This window comes from Acinetobacter sp. SwsAc4 (genome assembly GCF_013391535.1).
GTDB lineage: Bacteria > Pseudomonadota > Gammaproteobacteria > Pseudomonadales > Moraxellaceae > Acinetobacter.
In genome coordinates this window covers 47349-68625 of the sequence record NZ_JACAXC010000010.1, presented here as the reverse complement: position 1 = coordinate 68625, position 21277 = coordinate 47349, and the positions used below count along the sequence as shown (strand labels likewise).

The 21277-nt window shown below is 37.7% G+C and carries 26 protein-coding genes; 25 read left to right on the top strand and 1 reads right to left on the bottom strand.

The annotated features are described in order from the left end of the window. Positions 1-15 precede the first annotated feature (15 nt). From HYG88_RS07155 to pyrF, 25 genes are all read left to right on the top strand, one after another. Positions 16-798, top strand: a complete 783-nt coding sequence (locus HYG88_RS07155) for a ParA family protein (RefSeq protein WP_005159877.1) — start codon at positions 16-18, stop codon at positions 796-798. Then, a complete protein-coding gene (locus HYG88_RS07150; RefSeq protein WP_005159879.1) occupies positions 795-1682 on the top strand; it encodes a ParB/RepB/Spo0J family partition protein in 888 nt (295 codons plus the stop codon). Before HYG88_RS07155 ends, HYG88_RS07150 begins: the two co-directional genes overlap by 4 nt. Positions 1683-1729: 47 nt before the next feature. Next, positions 1730-2359 (top strand): MotA/TolQ/ExbB proton channel family protein, encoded by a 630-nt coding sequence (locus tag HYG88_RS07145; protein WP_005159881.1) that lies wholly within the window; start codon positions 1730-1732, stop codon positions 2357-2359. 14 nt (positions 2360-2373) lie between these two features. Beyond that, positions 2374-2802 (top strand): biopolymer transporter ExbD, encoded by a 429-nt coding sequence (locus tag HYG88_RS07140; protein ID WP_005159883.1) that lies wholly within the window; start codon positions 2374-2376, stop codon positions 2800-2802. Continuing rightward, positions 2799-4526: a lipid A export permease/ATP-binding protein MsbA gene (msbA, locus tag HYG88_RS07135; protein ID WP_005159885.1), complete on the top strand. Its 1728-nt coding sequence runs from the start codon at positions 2799-2801 to the stop codon at positions 4524-4526. Before HYG88_RS07140 ends, msbA begins: the two co-directional genes overlap by 4 nt. Positions 4527-4528: 2 nt before the next feature. Continuing rightward, positions 4529-5536: a tetraacyldisaccharide 4'-kinase gene (gene lpxK / locus HYG88_RS07130; RefSeq protein ID WP_005159886.1), complete on the top strand. Its 1008-nt coding sequence runs from the start codon at positions 4529-4531 to the stop codon at positions 5534-5536. A gap of 9 nt (positions 5537-5545) precedes the next feature. Continuing rightward, positions 5546-6307 carry a 3-deoxy-manno-octulosonate cytidylyltransferase gene (gene kdsB / locus HYG88_RS07125; RefSeq protein WP_178882810.1) on the top strand — a complete coding sequence of 254 codons (762 nt, stop codon included), beginning with the start codon at positions 5546-5548 and terminating at the stop codon, positions 6305-6307. A 2-nt stretch (positions 6308-6309) separates the two neighbouring features. Next, positions 6310-7293 (top strand): DNA polymerase III, delta' subunit, encoded by a 984-nt coding sequence (locus HYG88_RS07120; RefSeq protein WP_005159891.1) that lies wholly within the window; start codon positions 6310-6312, stop codon positions 7291-7293. Positions 7294-7631: 338 nt separating this feature from the next. Further along, complete coding sequence (locus HYG88_RS07115) at positions 7632-7976, top strand: PilZ domain-containing protein (protein ID WP_005159897.1); 345 nt, start codon at positions 7632-7634, stop codon at positions 7974-7976. Positions 7977-7993: 17 nt separating this feature from the next. After that, positions 7994-8767 (top strand): TatD family hydrolase, encoded by a 774-nt coding sequence (locus HYG88_RS07110; RefSeq protein ID WP_005159901.1) that lies wholly within the window; start codon positions 7994-7996, stop codon positions 8765-8767. Between the two features lie 40 nt (positions 8768-8807). Then, the gene (locus HYG88_RS07105; RefSeq protein WP_034601445.1) at positions 8808-9419 is read left to right on the top strand and encodes a TetR/AcrR family transcriptional regulator; all 612 of its coding nucleotides are present in this window, start codon (positions 8808-8810) and stop codon (positions 9417-9419) included. An 8-nt stretch (positions 9420-9427) separates the two neighbouring features. Next, positions 9428-9979 carry a prepilin-type N-terminal cleavage/methylation domain-containing protein gene (locus tag HYG88_RS07100; protein WP_005159908.1) on the top strand — a complete coding sequence of 184 codons (552 nt, stop codon included), beginning with the start codon at positions 9428-9430 and terminating at the stop codon, positions 9977-9979. Then, the gene (gene gspI / locus HYG88_RS07095; protein ID WP_034602687.1) at positions 9966-10352 is read left to right on the top strand and encodes a type II secretion system minor pseudopilin GspI; all 387 of its coding nucleotides are present in this window, start codon (positions 9966-9968) and stop codon (positions 10350-10352) included. The genes HYG88_RS07100 and gspI overlap by 14 nt, the downstream gene beginning before the upstream one ends. Next, positions 10352-10981, top strand: coding sequence for a type II secretion system minor pseudopilin GspJ (gspJ, locus tag HYG88_RS07090; RefSeq protein ID WP_034602826.1), 630 nt, complete (start codon positions 10352-10354; stop codon positions 10979-10981). Before gspI ends, gspJ begins: the two co-directional genes overlap by 1 nt. Further along, positions 10978-11934: a type II secretion system minor pseudopilin GspK gene (gene gspK, locus HYG88_RS07085; protein WP_005159915.1), complete on the top strand. Its 957-nt coding sequence runs from the start codon at positions 10978-10980 to the stop codon at positions 11932-11934. The genes gspJ and gspK overlap by 4 nt, the downstream gene beginning before the upstream one ends. A 110-nt stretch (positions 11935-12044) precedes the next feature. Then, positions 12045-12641, top strand: coding sequence for a 6-carboxytetrahydropterin synthase (locus HYG88_RS07080; RefSeq protein ID WP_005159917.1), 597 nt, complete (start codon positions 12045-12047; stop codon positions 12639-12641). A 45-nt stretch (positions 12642-12686) separates the two neighbouring features. Continuing rightward, positions 12687-13400 (top strand): uracil-DNA glycosylase, encoded by a 714-nt coding sequence (gene ung, locus HYG88_RS07075; protein ID WP_005159919.1) that lies wholly within the window; start codon positions 12687-12689, stop codon positions 13398-13400. Next, a complete protein-coding gene (locus HYG88_RS07070) occupies positions 13397-14521 on the top strand; it encodes an enoyl-CoA hydratase/isomerase family protein (protein ID WP_171063574.1) in 1125 nt (374 codons plus the stop codon). Before ung ends, HYG88_RS07070 begins: the two co-directional genes overlap by 4 nt. Before the next feature lie 5 nt (positions 14522-14526). Next, positions 14527-15051 (top strand): tRNA adenosine(34) deaminase TadA, encoded by a 525-nt coding sequence (gene tadA / locus HYG88_RS07065; protein WP_005159927.1) that lies wholly within the window; start codon positions 14527-14529, stop codon positions 15049-15051. A gap of 66 nt (positions 15052-15117) precedes the next feature. Further along, positions 15118-15558: an SRPBCC family protein gene (locus HYG88_RS07060; RefSeq protein ID WP_005159930.1), complete on the top strand. Its 441-nt coding sequence runs from the start codon at positions 15118-15120 to the stop codon at positions 15556-15558. Between the two features lie 9 nt (positions 15559-15567). Then, positions 15568-16248, top strand: coding sequence for a (d)CMP kinase (gene cmk, locus HYG88_RS07055; protein ID WP_005159932.1), 681 nt, complete (start codon positions 15568-15570; stop codon positions 16246-16248). Between the two features lie 115 nt (positions 16249-16363). Then, positions 16364-18043: a 30S ribosomal protein S1 gene (rpsA, locus tag HYG88_RS07050; protein ID WP_178882809.1), complete on the top strand. Its 1680-nt coding sequence runs from the start codon at positions 16364-16366 to the stop codon at positions 18041-18043. 156 nt (positions 18044-18199) lie between these two features. Then, a complete protein-coding gene (locus HYG88_RS07045; RefSeq protein ID WP_005159938.1) occupies positions 18200-18502 on the top strand; it encodes an integration host factor subunit beta in 303 nt (100 codons plus the stop codon). Positions 18503-18520: 18 nt separating this feature from the next. Beyond that, the gene (locus tag HYG88_RS07040) at positions 18521-18874 is read left to right on the top strand and encodes a lipopolysaccharide assembly protein LapA domain-containing protein (protein ID WP_005159942.1); all 354 of its coding nucleotides are present in this window, start codon (positions 18521-18523) and stop codon (positions 18872-18874) included. Positions 18875-19632: 758 nt separating this feature from the next. Further along, positions 19633-20313, top strand: a complete 681-nt coding sequence (gene pyrF / locus HYG88_RS07035) for an orotidine-5'-phosphate decarboxylase (protein WP_005159948.1) — start codon at positions 19633-19635, stop codon at positions 20311-20313. Positions 20314-20335: 22 nt separating this feature from the next. Here pyrF and HYG88_RS07030 read toward each other — a convergent pair whose 3' ends face one another. Continuing rightward, positions 20336-21253: a lysine exporter LysO family protein gene (locus tag HYG88_RS07030; RefSeq protein ID WP_005159951.1), complete on the bottom strand. Its 918-nt coding sequence runs from the start codon at positions 21251-21253 to the stop codon at positions 20336-20338. Positions 21254-21277: the final 24 nt, after the last annotated feature.

The window sequence follows — 21277 nt, the reverse complement described above, 5'->3', positions numbered from 1 at the left end:
ATATTAAGGGTAATCATGGCTCAAATTATTGCGATTGCAAACCAAAAAGGTGGCGTGGGAAAAACCACAACAGCCGTTAATCTTGCTGCTTCTTTGGCGATTTTGAAGAAACGTGTCTTATTGGTTGATATGGATTCTCAAGGTAATGCCACTATGGGGTCTGGCGTTCAAAAGAATGACTTACTTTACTCGATTACCGATGTGTTGTTGGGTGAAGTGCCAATTGAAACAGCAATTCAGAAAGCTGACGTTGGTTATAAAGTTTTAGGTGCAAATCGTGAACTTGCTGGCGTTGAGTTAGCAATTGCCGAGCAAGAAGGGCGAGAGTTTATTCTCAAAAATGCGTTACAAGAAGTAGATTCAGCATTTGATTATATTATTGTAGATTGTGCACCAAGCCTAAGTTTGATAACTGTGAATGCTTTGGCTGCGGTCAATGGTGTAATTATTCCGATGCAGTGTGAATATTATGCTTTGGAAGGTTTGGCAGATTTGACACAAACAATTGATCGTATACAAAAAGCCCTGAATCCAAACTTGGAAATTGTAGGGGTGTTACGTACGATGTATGATGCTCGTAACGCTTTAACCCGTGACGTGTCTGCTGAGTTAGAGCAATATTTTGGTAAAAAGTTATACGAAACGGTGATCCCTCGGAATATTCGTTTGGCTGAAGCGCCAGCACATGGCTTACCAGTGATTTATTTCGAAAAAAGCTCAAAAGGTGCAGTTGCATATTTGAATTTAGCTGCAGAAATGTTGAAGAAAAGTAAAGTGAAAAAAGGAAGTGCTGTATGAGCATCAAAAAACGCGGATTGGCTAAAGGTCGTGGTTTAGATGCACTATTGGGTTCAATTCAAAAAGAGAAATTGCAACTTGAAGCACAGGCTTTGGATCATGGTCAACTCAAGCAAATTGATGTCAATTTACTGAAACGTGGCGAATATCAGCCACGTCGTTTTATTCAAGAACAAGATTTACAGGAACTTGCTTCATCAATTGAGAAGCATGGCGTAATGCAACCGATTGTGATTCGTCCAGTGGATGATGAAGAACACCCTTATGAGATTATTGCAGGTGAACGCCGTTGGCGTGCTGCCCAATTAGCAGGTTTGGCTGAAATTCCAGCAATTGTACGTGACTTAAATGACCAAGTTGCAATCGCATTGGCGTTAATTGAAAACATTCAGCGACAAGATCTCAATCCAATTGATCAAGCGGTAGCTTTGCAGCGTTTCCATGATGAATTTGGTTTAAGTCATCAAGAAATCGCGGATACAGTAGGTAAGGCTCGTACTACGGTGAGTAACCTATTGCGGTTATTAAGTTTGGCTGATCCAATTAAGGACTTAATGCAACAAGGTCAACTTGATATGGGACATGCTCGTGCCATTCTGACCCTAAAAGCAAAAGAGCAAATGGATGTTGCTAAAATCGTAATTGAAAAAGCATTATCAGTGCGTCAGACTGAACAGTTAGTACGTGAGTGGAGTGAACCAAAGCCTGCAAAGGAAAAGGTGCAGGTTTCTCCTGATATTGAACAATTGACTCAGAAACTATCGGAACGTTTTGGAGCAAATGTTAAAATTGACCATAACCAAAAAGGTAAAGGAAAAATGGTCATTCATTATCACTCATTGGATGAGTTGGATGGAATTTTAAATATTTGTTTACCTAACTAATATTTAAGGTGCGTCCTTTTATATTTTAAATATTATTGGGGAATAATATGTGGGAACTTGTGAAAGCGGGTGGTTGGTTAATGCTACCGCTTATTCTCTCATCAATTTTTACGGTTGCTATTACAATTGAGCGATATATTCGCTTAAGACGGTCACAAGTTTTACCTCAAGCATTACTGGTTCAAGGCTCAAATGTGGATAATGTTATTTCACATTTAGAGCAAGAAGACGTTGTAAAAAGTCCGTTAGGTCGTATTTTAAAAGCTGGTTATGATCATCAAGATCAAGGTGAGCAGTTTGCGCGTGCACAAATGGAAGCAACAGCTTCCCAAGAAATCAGCTATCTAGAAAAAAATATTAACTTTTTAGGTACATTGAGCGCGATTGCACCCTTACTTGGTTTGTTAGGAACAGTACTTGGTATTATTGAATCGTTTTTAGTGATTGATATCGGTTCTGCTGGAAATGCAAGCATGATGATGCCTGGTATTTCTAAAGCATTGATTACTACGGCTGTAGGTATGCTGATAGCGATTCCAGCAATGATTGCTTATCGTTATTTTCAACGTGTAGTACATGAATATATTGCTGAGTTAGAACAACAATCAACATTATTTCATGCTGCACTTTTCTACAAAAAAGCACCTCATGTGCAAGAAAATCGCCGTGCAAGCTGAGCATAGGTGACATTATGAAATTTAAACGTTCTCAAGTTGAAGATATTCATATCAATTTGACGCCAATGATTGACTGTATGTTATTCATTTTGGTGTTTTTATTATTATCTACCACATTTAGTCAGCAAAGCCGTATAAATCTTACTTTACCAGATGCTCAAGGTGTTCCGCCTAAACAATTCGATCACAAAATTGAAATCATGGTAGACTCCACGGGACATTATTCTGTGAATGGTCAAGCATTATCGACCAAAGATAGTGCCGATCTCAGTACTGCGATTAAACAGGCTGCACAGGATCGTCGTGATTTTATGTTTATTATTGCAGCTGATGCAAAAGCAAAACATGAAGATGTGATTCGTGTAATGGATGTGGCAGGTCAACTCGGCTTTGTTAATGTCAATATTAGCACCAAAGTTCCAACTAGAGGTTTTACTGAGTGAATCAGGATTTTAAGGTTTATGTCCGTTTAATATCATATTTAAAATCTTATTGGGGCGTTGCCTTATTCGTCTTACTTGGTTTTGGAATCAACGCTGCGACAGAGGTTTCTGTCGCAAAGTTATTGAAATATATTATTGATGCAATCCAAAATGGTAGTCGCGAAAATTTAGATTGGTTCCCGGTCTTAATTGTCTTACTTATGTTTTTCCGTGGCCTTGGTTTGTTCTTAGGTGGATACTTTTCAGCAGTTATTTCACGTAGTTTGGTATTTAGTATTCGTCAAGAAGTTTATGCTAAATTACTGCGCTTACCTGCGCAATATTATCTTGATAACAGTGCAGGTCATATCAGTGCAAAATTGATGTATAACGTCGAACAACTCACAGCAGCATCATCTGAATCTCTACAAACATTAGTTAAAGATGGTTTAATTGTTATTGGTTTGTTGAGTTATTTACTCTATACCAACTGGCGTTTGACTCTATGTATCGTGGTTTTCATGCCTTTCATTGGGATATTGGTCAGAATCGCATCTAAGAAAATGCGTAAGTTGTCAATTCAAGTGCAAAACACGATGGGCGATGTGAACCATGTGGTACAAGAAACGATTAATGGAAACTCGGTGGTTAAGAGTTTTACGGGTGAGGTTTTTGAGCAGCAACGTTTTTACAAATCTTCTGAGGAAAACCTTCGTCGTGGCCTAAAAATGGTTGTGGTGCAGAATATTAATAGCCCGATCATACAATTACTATTGTCTATGGCAATGGCAATTATTTTATGGTTAGCGCTTCGCCCACAGGTTTTAGGTGACACCTCAGCAGGAGAGTTTGTTTCCTACATTACTGCGGCAGGTCTGATCTCTAAACCAGTGAAGAATTTAACTGATATTAATGAGAAACTTCAGCGTGGTTTAGCAGCTGCACATTCGGTATTTGAACTACTTGACATGCCAGAAGAAGAAAATAATGGTCAGCTTAAGCCAGTTTTGAAAGGCAATATTAAATTTGATCATGCTAATCTGCGTTATACAGATGGTACGCATGCAATTAAGGACTTTTGTCTAAATATTGAAGCAGGTCAGACCATTGCTTTGGTTGGTCGATCTGGTGCAGGGAAAACCTCATTAGTGAATATGCTGCCGCGTTTTCAAGAATTAAGTGAAGGGGAAATTTATTTTGATGATATTCCTGTACAAGAGATAGAGCTTTCTTATCTTCGCTCACAAATTGCGACAGTCAATCAACAGGTTGTGCTATTCAATCGTTCAGTGCGTGACAATATTGCTTATGGTCAGCTTCAAGACTCAAGTGATGAACAGGTTATTGCAGCTGCAAAAGCTGCTTATGCGCATGACTTTATTGTGAATTTGCCACAGGGTTACGACACAATACTTGGTGCGCAAGGTTTAAATCTTTCAGGCGGTCAGCGTCAACGTATCGCGATTGCCAGAGCAATCTTAAAAGATTCTCCAATCTTAATCTTAGATGAAGCAACCAGTGCGCTTGATAATGAGTCTGAATACTTCATCCAACAAGCTTTTGATGAAGCGATGCAAGGTCGTACGACGATAGTAATTGCGCACCGTTTATCTACAGTTGAAAATGCAGATCTTATTGTGGTAATGGACAAAGGACAAATTATCGAGCAGGGCACACATACTGAGTTGCTAAATAAACATGGCGTGTATTATCAATTGCATCAACGTAATTTTGAGGAAAATTAATAATGTCTATTGCGCAACACGTACAAGATGCTTGGAATAAAAAAGCGTCGTGGTTGATCGTGTTGCGTCCTTTATCATTATTGTATCGCTTAATTTTTAAATTAAATAAAACCTTATATACGGTTGGTCTTAAGAAAAAATACACTGCCCCAATTCCTGTGATGATTATTGGTAATATTACGGTTGGAGGAAGTGGGAAAACACCTTTATTAATTCAGCTCGTTAAATATTTACAGCAACAAGGTGTTCGCGTTGGTGTAATTAGTCGAGGATATGGTGGCAAAGGACCTTTTCCAGTTTTGGTGAATGCTTTGTCTGAACCAGATTTTGCTGGTGATGAGCCATGCTTAATTGTTCAATCTACTCATGTACCCATGGCGGTTGGGCCAAATCGTCAAGCATCAATTGAATTATTATTGAAATCTGAAAAACTCGATTTAATTATTAGCGATGATGGTTTGCAGCATTGGGCATTAGCACGTCAAATTGAATGGATTGTTCTAGATCAAAATCGTGGTTTAGGGAATGAGAAGTTGTTGCCCGAAGGGTACCTACGTGAGCCTAAATCGCGCTTGAATAGAAGTACGGTTATTGAACATACTAAAATTGCCCAATCACAAAGGAATATGCATTTAGTGATTGGTCAGCCATATCTGTTAAATTTAAATACAGATTTAAATGTGTTTGATCCAAATCAGTATTTTAATGTGGTTGTTGGTATTGGTTTCCCACAACGATTTTATCAAACTTTAAATCAATTGAATGTGAAACAATATCAAACACATGAGTTTGCTGATCATTATGATTATCAGATCGATGATCTCACCTTCAATAATCAAGATGCAATTATTACCACAGAAAAAGATGCGGTAAAGCTTAAGGTTTTATTGAAACAATACCCAGAATTTAATATTCCGATTTGGGTTGTGCCTGTTGAAGCGGTTTTATCTGCAGACTGTTATGATTTATTGAAACAACAATTGCAACAAGTCGGTATCCAATTTTCTTAGAGTTCTAACATGAAACATATTGTCATTCCTGCTCGTTTTGCGAGTTCACGTTTACCTGCAAAACCACTTTTGCTTATTCATGGTCGCCCAATGATTTTACGTGTCGTAGATCAAGCGAAGAAAGTTGCAGGTTTTGATGATTTATGTGTTGCGACTGATGATGAGCGTATTGCAGAAGTGTGTCGTTCGGAAGGAATTGATGTGGTTTTAACCAGTGCCGATCATCCGTCAGGCACAGATCGTTTGAGTGAAGTTGCTCGTCTAAAAGGCTGGGCAGAAAACGATATTATTGTCAATGTACAGGGTGATGAACCATTACTTCCTGCTCAATTGGTTCAACAAGTTACTCAGCTTTTAGTTGATCAACCGCATTGCTCAATGTCTACTTTATGCGAGCCTATTCACGCATTAGATGAATTTCAGCGCGATAGTATCGTCAAAGTTGTGATGAGTAATCGTAAAGAAGCATTATATTTTAGTCGAGCAACTATTCCTTATGATCGTGATGGCGCAAAATTACAGCAGCCAAAGCTGCATGATCGTGCTTTTCGTCATCTGGGTTTATATGCATATCGTGTGAAATTGTTGCAAGAATATGTGTTATGGGAACAAGGCGATCTTGAAAAATTAGAAAGTCTTGAACAATTACGCGTATTAGAAAATGGTCATCGTATTGCGATCGATATTGCTGAAGCCAATCTGCCTCCGGGTGTAGATACACAAGCTGATCTAGAGCGTTTAAATGCGCTACCAGTAAGTTTATTTGAATAATTATGATGAGTATGCAGTCAACAACCGTTTATCCTTGGCACAAGCAGACATGGGCGTTGTTGACAACGCGTTTTCCCGATATAGGTCATGGTTTACTTTTTTATGGTAAACATGGCTGCGCGAAACATCAATTTACTGAGCGTTTTGTGGCATGGGTATTATGTTTAAACAAACAAGCCGAACAAGCTTGTGGTGAATGTACAAGTTGTCTTTGGTTGAAGTCTAATACACATCCTCGCTATGTCCATATCACCACAGATGAAGAAAATAAAAAGCAAAATGCCAAGATAAAAATCGAAAAGATTCGTGATTTATTACCATTTGTTCAACAGACTGGTGATGGATGGCGAGTCGTTGTGATTGAGCCAGCGGAGGCTTTGAATATAGCATCCGCAAATGCATTGCTAAAGACTTTAGAGGAACCTGGAGAAAGGGTTATTCTGATTCTATTGGCCGATCATTACTTGAAATTACCAGCAACGATTCGAAGCCGTTTGCAGCATTTCGCTTTAGACCGTCTAGATACCCAAGATGCACAAAACTTTATTCAGCAGCAAATAGCGAATATTTCAGCTGAACACATTGATTTGTTGCTTAATCTCGCAAATGGCATGCCATTGACTGCCGTTGAAATTAATCAGAGCGATTGGTTGCATAAAAGAGATTTATTCTTGAAAGATTGGTTTAAGTTGGTCTCAGAAAAAAATATGCCTTTAAGTTATTCAAGCAAGTGGTCGAAAGAGTTGAGTTTCTCTGAATTTATGACAATGTTTGAATATTTATTGACCGATTTAGTCGCTATAAAATTAAATCAATCTTTGAGAAATAAAGACTTAGATTTAACACAGCTTGCACAGCTTTATGACTTAGAAAGCTTATTTCAAATTTATTCTGACCTGCAACAGAAAAAATTGATGGTTGAGCAAAATGTACAAACACAGTTGATACTAGATCAGTTGTTTATTCAATTGATGCATGTGGTTTAGATAGGGTATTAAAATCTTTTATGTTGATTGAATGCTTGATTTTGTAATAGCCAAAAAGCATTTGCTTTCGTTATGGTGATCACCTCTGAAATCGTGATTCATCGAAGGCTATATTTGTTTAAATAAAAACCATTTTTGTTTGTTTTCGAACAGTTTTCCTCAAACATTATTTGTTGTTTGTCGGATTGTTTCCTATAATTAAAATGGCAGTAATTATAGTTTTTTAAATTGACGGTAGAAAATATTGAATTTGAGAGGCATGTAAATATGCTTAAAAATTTACTAATGCTATGAAAATATAGATATTTCAAACTATTTGTATTTGACAGGGGAATGTTATGCAACCACAAATGATGGGCGGAATTATACAGGTCAATATTCCTGATAAAGCAACTTTGCAATCAAGTTATATGCCTTTTGTGCAAGGTGGCGGTTTATTTGTTTCCACGAAACAAGCCGTAAAAATGGGACAGGAAGTTTTTGTGTTAGCGACTTTACCAGAGCAGTCACAAAAAATCCCATTAACGGGTAAGGTAATTTGGATTTCGCATAAACAAACACATTTTAAACCACAAGGTTTTGCAATTCAGCTTGCTGGTGAAAAAGGTGTGTATTACAAAAATGAGGCTGAGAGATTGTTGGCTGGTTCAAAAGCGATGGATCGTCCAAGTTTTACGATGTAAGTTGATAGGAAATAAGCGTGTTTGTTGATACCCATTGTCATTTAACGATGTTAGATCTGAGTCCTTACGATGGGAGTTTAGATCAAGCGCTTGCCCAAGCTCGCCTTGCAGGTGTTTCAAAATTTATGGGCATCTCAGTTGATTTGGATGATCATATTAAATTGGCTGAAATCGCTTCTCGACATGATGACGTGGGTTATTCTGTAGGTGTTCATCCATGCGAGGATGATCATAATATGGCGCGAGCAACAACAGACTACCTCGTAGAGCTAGCACAGTCTGATAAGGTATGGGCATTAGGGGAAACAGGTTTAGATTATTATCACAGTACAGATTTTATTGCAGAACAGAAACGATGTTTTGCCCGTCATATTCATGCATCAAAAATTGTAAAAAAACCTGTGGTTGTGCATACACGATCAGCCAAACACGATACCGTCGATATTATAAGAGCAGAGCAGTCCACACATGGTATTTTGCATTGTTTCACCGAAGATTGGGAAACAGCGAAGTCTGTTTTAGATTGTGGTTACTATATTTCTTTTTCTGGTATTGTTTCATTCAAAAATGCACAAGAATTACGTGATGTAGCTAAACAAGTGCCGCTTGATCGGTTGTTAATTGAAACGGATAGCCCATATTTAGCACCTATGCCTTATCGGGGTAAAACCAATGAGCCTAAATATGTGCCTTATGTTGCAAAGGCGTTAGCGGATGTATATAACAAGTCAGTTGAAGAAATAGGTATGATTACCACACAGAATTTTGAGAATCTTCTTCGTTTGAAGTAAACGGTTTAGTTGTATTAGCAAAGAGAGTTATCACGTGAAAATGGATCGCCAAGCTCAGTTTAGAGCACGAGAAGCCTTAATTTTTCAGATCGCTGAGCAACTCCTATTAGAAAATGGTGAAGCAGGCATGACTTTGGACGCTTTAGCGGCGGAATTAGATCTTGCTAAAGGCACATTATATAAGCACTTTCAGAGCAAAGATGAATTGTATATGTTGCTGATTATTCGTAATGAACGAATGCTGCTTGAAATGATTCAGGATACAGAGAAAGCTTTCCCTGAGCATCTAGCTTTTTTCATGCTACACCATTTACATCATCCTGAACGTACTGCTTTATTTCATCAAATTGAAGAACGCCTCTCTACGACGGGTCAAGGTATTCAGTTATTATTTAGCGAATTGTATAAAGTTCGTCGTCAACGTTTACGTATTATCATTCGTATGACAGAAAGTTATTTATTAGATATAAATAGCACGATGACAACGCGTGATTATTTGGCTTCGATTTGGTCTCTGACTTATGGTGCAGCAGTTATTCTGAATTCGAGCTTTTATCAGCGTTATTTAGGTTCACGTGATAGTTTACGTGTGGCTTATATTGATCAAGCTTTAGGTTTGCCAAAACAAATTGAATATTTAGCGAATGGCTGATAAATAAAATGAAATCACCACATAGATTACAACAAGGTTTTACCCTCATTGAGATCATGGTGGTGATTGTAATCATGACGATTATGACATCTTTGGTTGTTCTGAATATTGGTGGTGTAGATCAACGTCGAGCGATGCAAGCCAGAGAAATGTTTATACTTGATTTAAAAAAGATTAATAAAGAATCAACGGATCAAGCTAAAGTTTTTGCCTTAAATACTCAAAATGCGACTGACGTTGCACCATTTCGCTATAATTTGTTTGAATATCATGATCAGAGCCATGAGCAAATTCAGCAAGCTGATCGGACTTGGCAGCCATATAAAGAGTTTAAACTTCGAGAGCTACCGACTAGCGTATCTTTTAGTATTCAAACTTTAAATGCTGAAGAATATCGAAAAGCGAGAAATGAGGACTTATTAGGTGGTAAAGCACCGCAACTCATATGGTTTGGCAATGGTGAAGTTAAGCCTGTCCGTATTCAATTTTATTATGAGCAACAGCCAATTGGACATGAGTTTGAAATAGATCATTTGGGTAAAATAAATGAAGAAGATTAAAGCATTTACCCTGTTGGAAGTAATGGTTGCTTTAGCGATATTTGCTGTCGCTGCAATTGCATTAACAAAAATTGCCATGCAATATACACAATCTACATCGAGTGCGATTTTGCGAACAAAAGCACAGTTCGTTGCAATGAATGAGATTGCAATGATGGAAATGAATCAAGAATGGTTAGATGGAACGCAATCGAAACAGGTGACTTCTCAAGGTGAGACTTGGCAGATTGATAAAAAAGCACAGGCTACAATTAGCCCCAAAATACAACGTATCGAATTACAAGTAAGTTTATTTAATACTGAGCATGGTAAAGTTGAAGCGGGCATCACCAATATGGTGTTTTTTAATTATCCAGCAAAAGCTAAAACATGATGAAAATTAAAAAGGGTTTTACCCTTGTTGAATTGCTGGTTGCAATTGCTATTTTTGCCGTACTTTCAATGCTTGGTTGGAAAGTTTTTGATTATTTATTAAAAGTCAAAGATCGTAATGCAGAGCATGAAACACATTTATTTGCGTTACAAGATGCCTATCAGCAGATTCTAAGAGATAGTCTGCAAATTATTCCATTAACGGCAAATGATGGTCGACAATTACAAGCCGCTTTGGTGCTAAATGATCGTGGTTTTATGTTTAGTAAAGCAGGAGTGTCCGATCCGTTGAAACAAGGTTTGTCACCTTATGAACGTATTGAATATCGCTACGATTCAACACAGAAAAAAGTTTATCGACTCAAATATTCAAATCTAAATATTCCAAATCGGGTACAACCCATCTCAAGTACCTTATTAGAAAATGTAGATCAATTTAAAGTGGTCGTCATGAATCCACAGGAACTGACACAATGGCCTGAAAATATTGGTGATCCTAATAATATTAATGAGTTAAAAAAATTACCATTAGGCATAAAAATACAGCTTAGTGTTGCAGGTACGGATTACGAGTGGATTTATAGTCTAGTGAATGCAAATCAATTGTTGGGAAATAACTCACCACCATGAAAAACTATTCATCTCAGCGTGGCGTAGCTTTATTAACGATTTTAGTCATGGTTGCTTTAGCAACGATTTTGGCTGCAACAATTGCAAAACGGCAAACCAATACCGCTGAAAATACGGGCTATTTGATGCGTCAGGATCAATCGTTATTGTACGCAAAAAGTGCAGAAGCTTTTTTTTCAGAGTTACTCATTCAAGATAGCGATAATGGTGGTAGTATTGATCATTTACAGGAAAACTGGGCAAAGCCGATGCCATCATTTCCCGTAGAAGATGGATCAGTCTCAGGAAAACTACTAGATGAGTCAGGAAAGTTTAATCTAAATAATTTGGTTAAGGCTGATGGCAATCAAGTTGATGATTCTGCTCGACGTTGGTTTGAAAAGTTATTGCAACGTGTAGGTCTGCCTGCTGAACTCAGTCAAGCTGTGATTGATTGGCAAGACACAAATGATGAAGTGACTGGCGCAATGGGTGCGGAGAGTAGCTATTACCAAGGACTAAATCCTGCATATTTAACGCCGAATACCAAGTTTCATAGTATAGAAGAATTAAAACTTGTACGAGGTTTTGAAGGCAAAAACTACGATTTGATCAAACCTTATGTCACGGCATTACCTGAACAGACGAAGGTGAATATGAATACAGCACCTGCATTACTATTAGCCAGTATTGATCCTAAAGTAGATGTCAAAGCTATCGAACAACAATTAAAAATCAAGGAAACTGAGTTAACGCATTTTAATAATGTAGATGATTTATGGAAATTAAGTGCTTTTTCTGGGATTGATGAGCAGAGTAAAACCGATGCTGCGTCTTTATTAGATAGTAAATCAAATTATTTTACGGCTCAAATTGAAGTGATGCTAAGCGAGCGTAAGCGCCAATTTAACAGCTTAATGATGAGAAAAGATAAACAAGTGATTGTGTATTCAAGAAGTCTTGCACCATTCTAGTCTTTGTATAGATTGGATTATTGAATAGTCACAAGGCTTAAAATCAATCCCACCGATGATTTTTTTGCTTTATAATAAAATCTGTTTGCAGATATAGATCAGCTTGGTGCATGTTAATTCGTAAATTATTTAAGTTTGAAAATGCTCATATTGTACGTAATTGTACATCAGATCGCTGTAAGCGTTCGATTCACGGGCATAGTTATAAAGTTGAATTACTGTTAAAAGCCTCAAAATTAGATCATGGGCAAATGGTCTATGATTTTGGTCTATTAAAAGGTGTGATTAAAGAGCTTTTTGACAGTTTTGATCACGCAATTTGTTATTGGCAAAAAGATGATCCTGAATATATTCAAGCGTGTAAAACTTTTAGTGCACGTTGGGTTGCCTTGCCAGTTTCACCATCAGCTGAACAGTTTTCAAGGATTTTCTTTTATCTAGCGCAACAGGTGCTCGCTTCAACCACAACACAGAATGGTGAGGGTGATGTTGAGGTCTATTCAGTGATCGTGCATGAAACTGATACAGGTTACGCACAAAGTTTTTTAGAAGATATTGAAAATGAGCAAATGGGTTTACTTAGCCTAGACCAAATTATTTTTTCAGAGCAAGTACAAGTTGAGTGGAGTGATCCTCAAATGTATGAAAATCTGAAAAATGGAATTAAATTCCAAAATCCAAATGTAGAGTTACAAGTTAACATTTAGGTCAGCAAGATTTAAATGTTGGAGTCGTTATTTCAAGGAATGTTGATGCAATTTACTGAACAGCAGCAGAAAAAACTTAATAAAGTTCAGTTGGATGAGTCCTGGAAAATCTCTTTGTCAGAATTTCTACTCAGTCAGAAAATGGATCATTTAAGAGAGTTTCTACAGCAACAAATCCTTGCTCAGAAAACGATTTATCCACCTAGCAAGCAAATTTTCAATGCATTGAATACAACCCCATTACAGGATGTAAAAGTCGTGATATTGGGTCAAGATCCATATCATGGCCCTAATCAAGCTAATGGTCTAAGCTTTTCTGTACAAAGAGGGGTTGCATTACCACCATCTTTGCGTAATATTTTTCATGAATTGCATACTGATCTCACAGTCCCGATTTCACGTCATGGGGATTTAAGTAAATGGGCTGCTCAAGGGGTATTGCTATTAAACAGTGTACTCACTGTTGAAGCAGGACAGCCAACTTCTCATCAAAAACAAGGCTGGGAAGAATTTACTGATGCTGTAATTGATGTGTTAAATGAACAGCGTGAGCATGTTGTGTTTATCTTATGGGGTGCTTATGCACAACGTAAAGGACAGCGCATTGATCGAAATAAACATCTAGTGTTAACAGCAGCTCATCCATCACCGCTTGCTGCAAACAGAGGTGGTTTTTTTGGCTGTAAAGTATTTTCTAAAACAAATCATTATTTGAAACAACATGGCATTGAGCCAATAGACTGGCAACTGGACGCATAATGACTTCTCCCGATTTAAATAGTTATCACCCAGATTTAATCATCGAAAACGCTAAAAATGGTTGGCGTATTGTTCGTTTAAACCGACCAAAATCTTTACATGCACTTGATGAGTCAATTGTGAGCGCTTTATTGAAAATATTTGAATATTTTCATGAAGATGACAGTGTTAAAGCAATTTGGTTTGATTCAACCACACCGAAAGCATTTTGCGCAGGTGGTGATGTTCGTAAACTCCGTCAACTTGTCATTAATAATGAAGTAGATACGGCAAATAAGTTTTTTGAACAAGAATATGCGCTTGATTTATTGCTTCATAACTATGCTAAGCCAATTGTAGTTTGGGGTGAAGGTTATGTCATGGGTGGTGGTTTAGGCCTATTCATGGCTGCGCCATTTCGTCTAGTTACACCTTATTCACGTCTTGCAATGCCTGAAATCAATATTGGTCTCTATCCTGATGTAGGGGGGAGTCGTTTCCTTGCTGATCGTGGTCAAATTGGGCTGTTTACAGGTTTAACGGGTTCAATCATGACTTCAGCTGGTGCTTTTAGCATTGGTTGGGCAACTCATATTTGTGAGGCACAGCGAGATAATGTTCTTCAAAAAGTTTTGAATGTGGATTGGAATCATTATCCTGCGGGTGCTTTCCGTGCAATCGATGATACTTTAAATAGTCTACATCGCCCTGTATCATCAGGTCCGTTACAAAATTCAATCGATGTGATTCATAGCGTATGTCGTGGTCAAAGTTTTGAGTATGACTATCAAGCGATTATTGGTTTGAGTGATGCAAGTAGTGATTGGTTACGTCAGGCAAGTGAGAATCTGCAAAAAGGTTCTCCAAGTACTGCTGCGATTACATGGTTGCTATGGCAATGGGGTAAGCAAGGACATGCTTGGGATGAAGTTTTTGCACTAGAATCACAAATCTCTGATTGGAAAATCCGCCATCCAGATTTTGTTGAGGGTGTCCGTGCACGTTTAGTTGATAAAGACTTATCACCAGAATGGAAAGCAGCGGAAAAGATTACATTGAAAGATATTTTATCTGATTGTGCTCCAGTAACTACAATTGATAGTTGGAATGCTTTATTAAGACAATATGGTGTTATTGCTTAAAATCGATGAGTATAGACGTCACAACTTCAGAAAACTTTAATGATGAATATTGGATGCAGCTTGCTTATGAGCAAGCTGCACTAGCTGCTTCGCAGGGTGAAATTCCTGTTGGAGCGGTGATAGTGAGTCAAGAGAAAGTTATTGGTGCTGGTTATAATGCACCAATTAAACAATCTGATCCTACCGCTCATGCTGAAATTCAAGCTTTACGTGCAGCCTGTCAATCATTGAATAACTATCGTTTACCAGATGATGCCATATTATATGTGACGCTTGAACCTTGTACGATGTGTGTTGGCGCACTCATTCATGCTCGTGTCAAAAAAGTAGTGTTTGCCACGACAGAGCCTAAGGCTGGTTCGTTGGTCAGTGCTCGACAATTATTAGAAAATGGCTATTACAATCATAAATTCGTATTTGAACAAGGTTGTATGCAAGCTGAATGTTCATTGCAATTAAGTGAATTTTTTAAACAAAGACGAGAAGAAAAAAAGAAAACTCGGCTATTAAAAACGTCCTTAAATGATTAAAAATGTCTCATTAGTTGTGGCAAACTATGCCTCCGAAGATTTTAGCTAAATCAAAAAGGCAAAGTTATGCGTAACGCAATCACCATACAAAAAGAATTCAACGCACCAATTTCTGAAGTTTTTGACTTATTGTCAAAGCACGCAACTTATAGTAAAGCATTTGCTCCTTTACAAGTTGTACGTGTAAAAGATTCTGCTGATCCTCAGCGTCCAGATGGAATCGGTTCAATTCGCCGTATGGGCTTTGGACCAATCAAGCCTCTTCAAGAAGAAATTACATTACTAGAAGAGAATAAGCGTATCGAATATAAATTGATTAATAATCCTTTGGTTAAACACCATCTCGGGCAAATTGATTTTAAAGAAATCACACCGTTTATTACTTTAGTGACTTACAAGATTGAATTTACAGCAAAAGCGCCTTTTGTAAGTAAATTAGTTCTTGCACAACTCAAAGCAGCGATTACACTAGGTTTTTCAAAATTAGCGAAGTCAGTTGCTTCATAAGAGACGGGAATGACAGTTCATATTATTACGATTGATGGTCCTAGTGGTTCTGGTAAAGGGACCTTGGCAGCCAAAATAGCTGCTTATTATGGTTTTAATCTATTAGACTCTGGTGCTTTATATCGTTTACTCGGGCTGTCATTATTTCAACGTGGCTTACTTGATCAAATCGACTCTAATTTAGGTCAATGCGTTGAATACGCAACGAATTTAGATATTGAATTTAAAACGACTGAGGCTGCGACCCTTGTTTTACTAGAAGGTGTAGATGTCACAAATACCATTCGTACTGAACAGGTCGGAGAATATGCCTCTAAAGTTGCAACTGTTCCTGAATTAAGAAAAGCATTATTTGCGCGCCAACGTGCATTTATTCAAGCCCCTGGTTTGGTAGCTGATGGACGAGATATGGCGACGTCAATTTTTCCAGAGGCTCAAGCTAAAATATACTTAACAGCATCGGCTGAATCTCGAGCAGAGCGTAGAGTAAAACAGTTGCAGGGTATGGGTCTTGATGCTAAAATAAGCGACATTTTATCTAACATACAGGCTAGAGATAAAAGAGATATGGAGCGAGCTGTTGCTCCGCTCAAGCCAGCTGAAGACGCGTATATCATTGATAGTTCTACAATAGGCATCAATGAAGTATTTCAGTTAATGGTGAACTATATCGATAGCCGTATTCAATAGATAGACCATTTTATTTTCAGTTGAAGCATTGCTTGATCAGATTTTTTGGACAATGTAACAACTTAACTAAACCGGCCTTGTCTGATCCAAGACCGCGGACTTTATCAGGTATATCATGACCGAATCTTTTGCAGCCCTCTTTGAAGAAAGTGAATTAAACCTCAACGTTGAAAAGGGTGCAGTCATCCAAGGTACTGTTGTTAGTATCGATTCTGACTGGGTTACTGTTGACACTGGCCTTAAATCTGAAGGCGTAGTTGACCGTGCTGAATTTTTAAATGAACAACGTGAACTTGAAGTTCAAGTTGGCGATACTGTTGACGTAGTTGTTGAAGCGCTTGACAACGGTATGGGTCAAACAGTTTTATCACGTGAAAAAGCGAAACGTGCTGAAACTTGGACTAAACTTGAGAAAATCTTTGAAGACGGCGAAATCGTTACTGGTGTTATCTCTGGTAAGGTTAAAGGTGGTTTCACTGTTGACATTGGTCCTGTACGTGCATTCTTACCAGGTTCTTTAGTTGACACTCGTCCTATCCGTGACACAACTCACCTTGAAGGTAAAGAGTTAGAGTTCAAAGTAATCAAACTTGATGCTAAGCGTAACAACGTTGTAGTTTCTCGTCGTGCAGTTATGGAAGCTGAATCTTCAGCTGACCGTGAAGCATTACTTGCTCAACTTGAAGAAGGTCAAACAGTTACAGGTACTATCAAGAACCTTACTGATTACGGCGCGTTCGTTGACCTTGGCGGTATCGATGGTCTTCTACATATCACAGATATGGCTTGGAAGCGTATCAAGCACCCTTCAGAAGTTGTTGAAGTTGGTCAAGAAGTTACTGTTAAAGTACTTAAATTTGACCGCGAGCGTAACCGCGTATCTTTAGGTCTTAAGCAATTAGGCGAAGATCCATGGTTAGCGATCATGAGCCGTTACCCTAAAGGTTCTATCGTTAAAGCACGTGTAACTAATTTAACTGACTACGGTTGCTTTGCAGAAATCGCTGAAGGCGTTGAAGGCTTAGTACACGTTTCAGAAATGGACCACACAAACAAAAACATCCACCCATCTAAAGTTGTTCAGATCGGTGATGAAGTTGATGTTATGGTTCTTGAAGTTGACGAAGAACGTCGTCGTATTTCATTGGGTATCAAACAAACTCGTGCTAACCCATGGGAAGAGTTTGCTAAAGCAAATGAAAAAGGCGAAAAAGTTTCTGGTACGATCAAGTCAATCACTGATTTCGGTATCTTCATCGGTTTATCTGGTGGTATCGACGGTTTAGTACATTTATCTGACATTTCTTGGAACGAACAAGGCGAAGAAGCTATCCGTCGTTACAAGAAAGGTGACACAGTTGAAGCAGTTATCTTATCTGTAGACGCTGAAGGTAACCGTATCAGCCTTGGTATCAAGCAATTAAACAGCGATCCATTCAATGATTTCTTAGCTGCGAACGAGCGCGGTGCTTTAGTTAAAGGTACTGTAACTGCTGTTGATGCTAAAGGTGCTACAGTTAAATTAGCTGATGACATCGAAGCAACGCTTAAAGCTTCTGAAATCAACCGTGACCGCGTTGAAGATGCAACTAAATTCTTAGAAGTTGGCCAAGAAGTTGAAGCGAAGATCATCAACGTTGATCGTAAATCTCGCTCTATCAACTTGTCTATCAAAGCGAAAGACGAAGCTGAAGAGAAAGAAGCTGTGAACAATGCTCGTCAAGCAGCAGCTCAAGTTTCAGAAGCTAATGGTCCTAAGACTATTGGTGATTTGATTAAAGCTCAAATGAAGTAATTTGTTAAAAGGTACATTTCTTGTAACAGAGATGTACCTTTTTATACAAAAATACTGCAAACGGTAGCGTAGTATCGATGTACTGCGCTACCGTTTTGTATTTAAACAGGTTATTATTAAAATATTGAAAAGTAGCAATAATTAAAGAGGTCAACGATGACTACTGACGCACTTAACAAATCTGATTTGATTGAACGGATTGCCCTTAAAAACCCTCATTTGGCAGAACCGTTGGTCGAAGATGCAGTTAAAATTATGATTGATCAAATGATTGAAGCACTTTCGAGTGGCGATCGTATTGAGATTCGTGGTTTTGGCAGTTTTGCATTACATCATCGTGAGCCACGTTTAGGGCGTAATCCTAAAACTGGTAAATCAGTTGATGTTGCAGCAAAAGCTGTACCGCATTTCAAACCAGGTAAAGCACTTCGTGATGCAGTAAACGAGACTTTTGATTAATAAAAAATTGAGGTGTTCATGCGTTATATTCTTATAGCATTACTCATCGCCATTTTTGGTTATTCACTTGCTCTAGTTTTACAAAATCCAGCAGAATTAGAAGTAAACCTATTGTTTACTCAAGTTCCTGCAATGCGTTTAGGTTTATTGCTTTTATTGACTTTGGCATTAGGTGTCGTGGTCGGTTTGCTTCTAGGTGTTCAAGTATTTCGTGTTTTCCAAACGAATTGGGAAATTAAACGATTACGTAAAGATATTGACCACCTCAGAAAAGAGCAGATCCAACTTGCTCAGCAAGCAGCCGCAGAAGCTGCTGCAAGCGTAAGACATGAAAAAACTGTTTTAGATGTTTATCCGAATGATAAGATTTAATAGTTGAATTGCTATTTAGTATTGAAAATGGCTATTTCACAATTGAAGTAGCCCTTTTAGTTTTTGATTAAAAAACACTTAATTAATTTTAATTTCATTTTTCAAGTTCAATTCAAGCTGATCCATAAATTGATTAAAAGCATTAAAACTTTTTTCTACTACGATTAATGCAGTTTCATTCATTTCTCGCGTTATAGGCATGTTTTCAAAAACGTTTGATTCGAGACCAAGTCTATTAATTCGTAAGATAGTTTACGGCTAGGTGACATGTCATCACACCAAATAAATCTAAGGGTGTTGGTAAGTTCTTCTTTATTGTTGAGCTCGAGTGTTTTTAGGTCATGCAAATACCAAGGCCAATGATTAGCATCCTCTTTACAGTGAACATTGATTGCTTCTTCATATTCATTCTGTGGAAAATTAAAGGGCTGTACATATTTATTTAAATCCGCAAAGCTCATTATAAAGTGAGTAAGATTGGGCAAGAGTTTTAAGCGTTGTTGTATGGGTATTTCTTGATTTTTCAAAATCTTAAAAAATGATGGTGACTAAATTGATGCCTTTTTATGCCTATTGCAGTTTTAATCGTTTTTAATTTATTTTAAGATTAAAATTTAATAAAATTTTACTATTTGGTATGTTTTAGTTCTGTTGTTGCAACTTAAATGTAAGAAGTAAAAATGTGTTGAATGAAATTTTACACTTAAATTAAAACCTATTTATAATAGCGACTTTGAATCAACTGGGAAGAAACGCTCTTGAGTATCATTGTTGCACTAGATGCAAAAAGCGAATATGACGCTTTAACGATTGTGGATCAGCTTGATCCTGCTTTATGTCGTGTCAAAGTGGGCAAGGAACTTTTTACTCATGAAGGTCCAAGTGTTGTTAAAACTTTACAAGATAAAGGCTTTGAAGTTTTCCTTGATTTAAAATTTCATGATATTCCGAATACAACTGCTCAAGCTGTTTGTGCTGCGGCAGATCTAGGTGTGTGGATGGTCAATGTTCATGCGTCTGGCGGTCGAAAAATGATGGAAACTTGTGTTGAAAGACTCAAAGCAGGCAATTATCAAACACAACTAATTGCAGTTACTGTGTTAACTTCTATGGGGCGTGAAGATCTACGTGATATTGGTTTAGACATCGAACCGGTAGAGCATGTCAAACGTTTAGCTAAATTGACTCAAGAAAGTGGTTTGGATGGCGTAGTTTGCTCAGCACAAGAAGCTAAGATTCTTCGTGAAATGTTGAATGCTGATTTTGCATTAGTTACCCCGGGCATTCGTCCAGAAGGTTCAAATGCAGATGACCAAAAACGTATCGTTACACCTAAACAAGCTATGCTTGATGGTTCGACGCATTTAGTGATTGGTCGCCCGATTACAAAGGCTGAACGTCCAACAGAAATGTTGAAGTCAATTTTGGCGTCTATCTAAGTTTATTTAGTGTATAAATACCTTAGAACTTGAGATTTAAGAATAGGCTGATTAATAAAGGTGCAAGAAGCGATAAAATTAATCCGCTCATCATTGCATGTGGTACGTAATGCGTGCCACATGACTGTTTAACCATTGCAAGGGTGACATCCATTGAGGTTGCTCCAGCACTCGAAATCGCTGAACGTGGAAAACGCCAGCCTAGAAAATACATAAGAAGAATGGCGAAAATTTCTCGGAAGAGGTCGGTTAATAAGGCAATGCCACCAAGTCGTGCTGAATGTAATTCAGTGAATAGAATGCCAGACATTGAGTACCATCCATATCCCTGAGCTAAAGCCATTATTTCATTTAAGTTAAAGTGATTAGATAAGATTAAATAATTCACGATTGCTGCTAAGCATGAACCAACAAAGGCTGCAGCGGGAACCAATAGTACTTTCCAACTTAACCAACTACGATCAAATTGCGTAAAAGCAAGCTCAATGCCAATCAAAAAGATAAATATGAGTAATAAATACCAACTATTAAATGCAATTTGTAGATTAGATTGAGTGACTAGTATTCCAAGTAAAATCCCTAAACCTAATGCTAGAAATGCTTTAGCGATATTTTTGAGTGCATTGATAAAGAGGTGTAATGAAATTTTTCCTTGTATGCTTTGACGATCAATCAGTTTGTAAGTAATCAGACAGATAAAGAAAGAACCAACTGATGTAGTAAATGCAATTAATAATGCAGGTGGTAATATTGCTGCTGGATCTGAGATATGATTCAAAGCTTGAGTCAGTTCAAAGGCAACACTCATTAATAATAAATAAGAAAAATAGGGTAAAATTTTAAATACAAATTGTTTAATTCGCTGTGATAGTTTTGGGGCGAGAAAATAGCCTAAGCTTATTGCGATAAAAATTTGGAAGATAAGAACAAAAGATTGCATAAAAAAAGCAGGTTACGAATAACC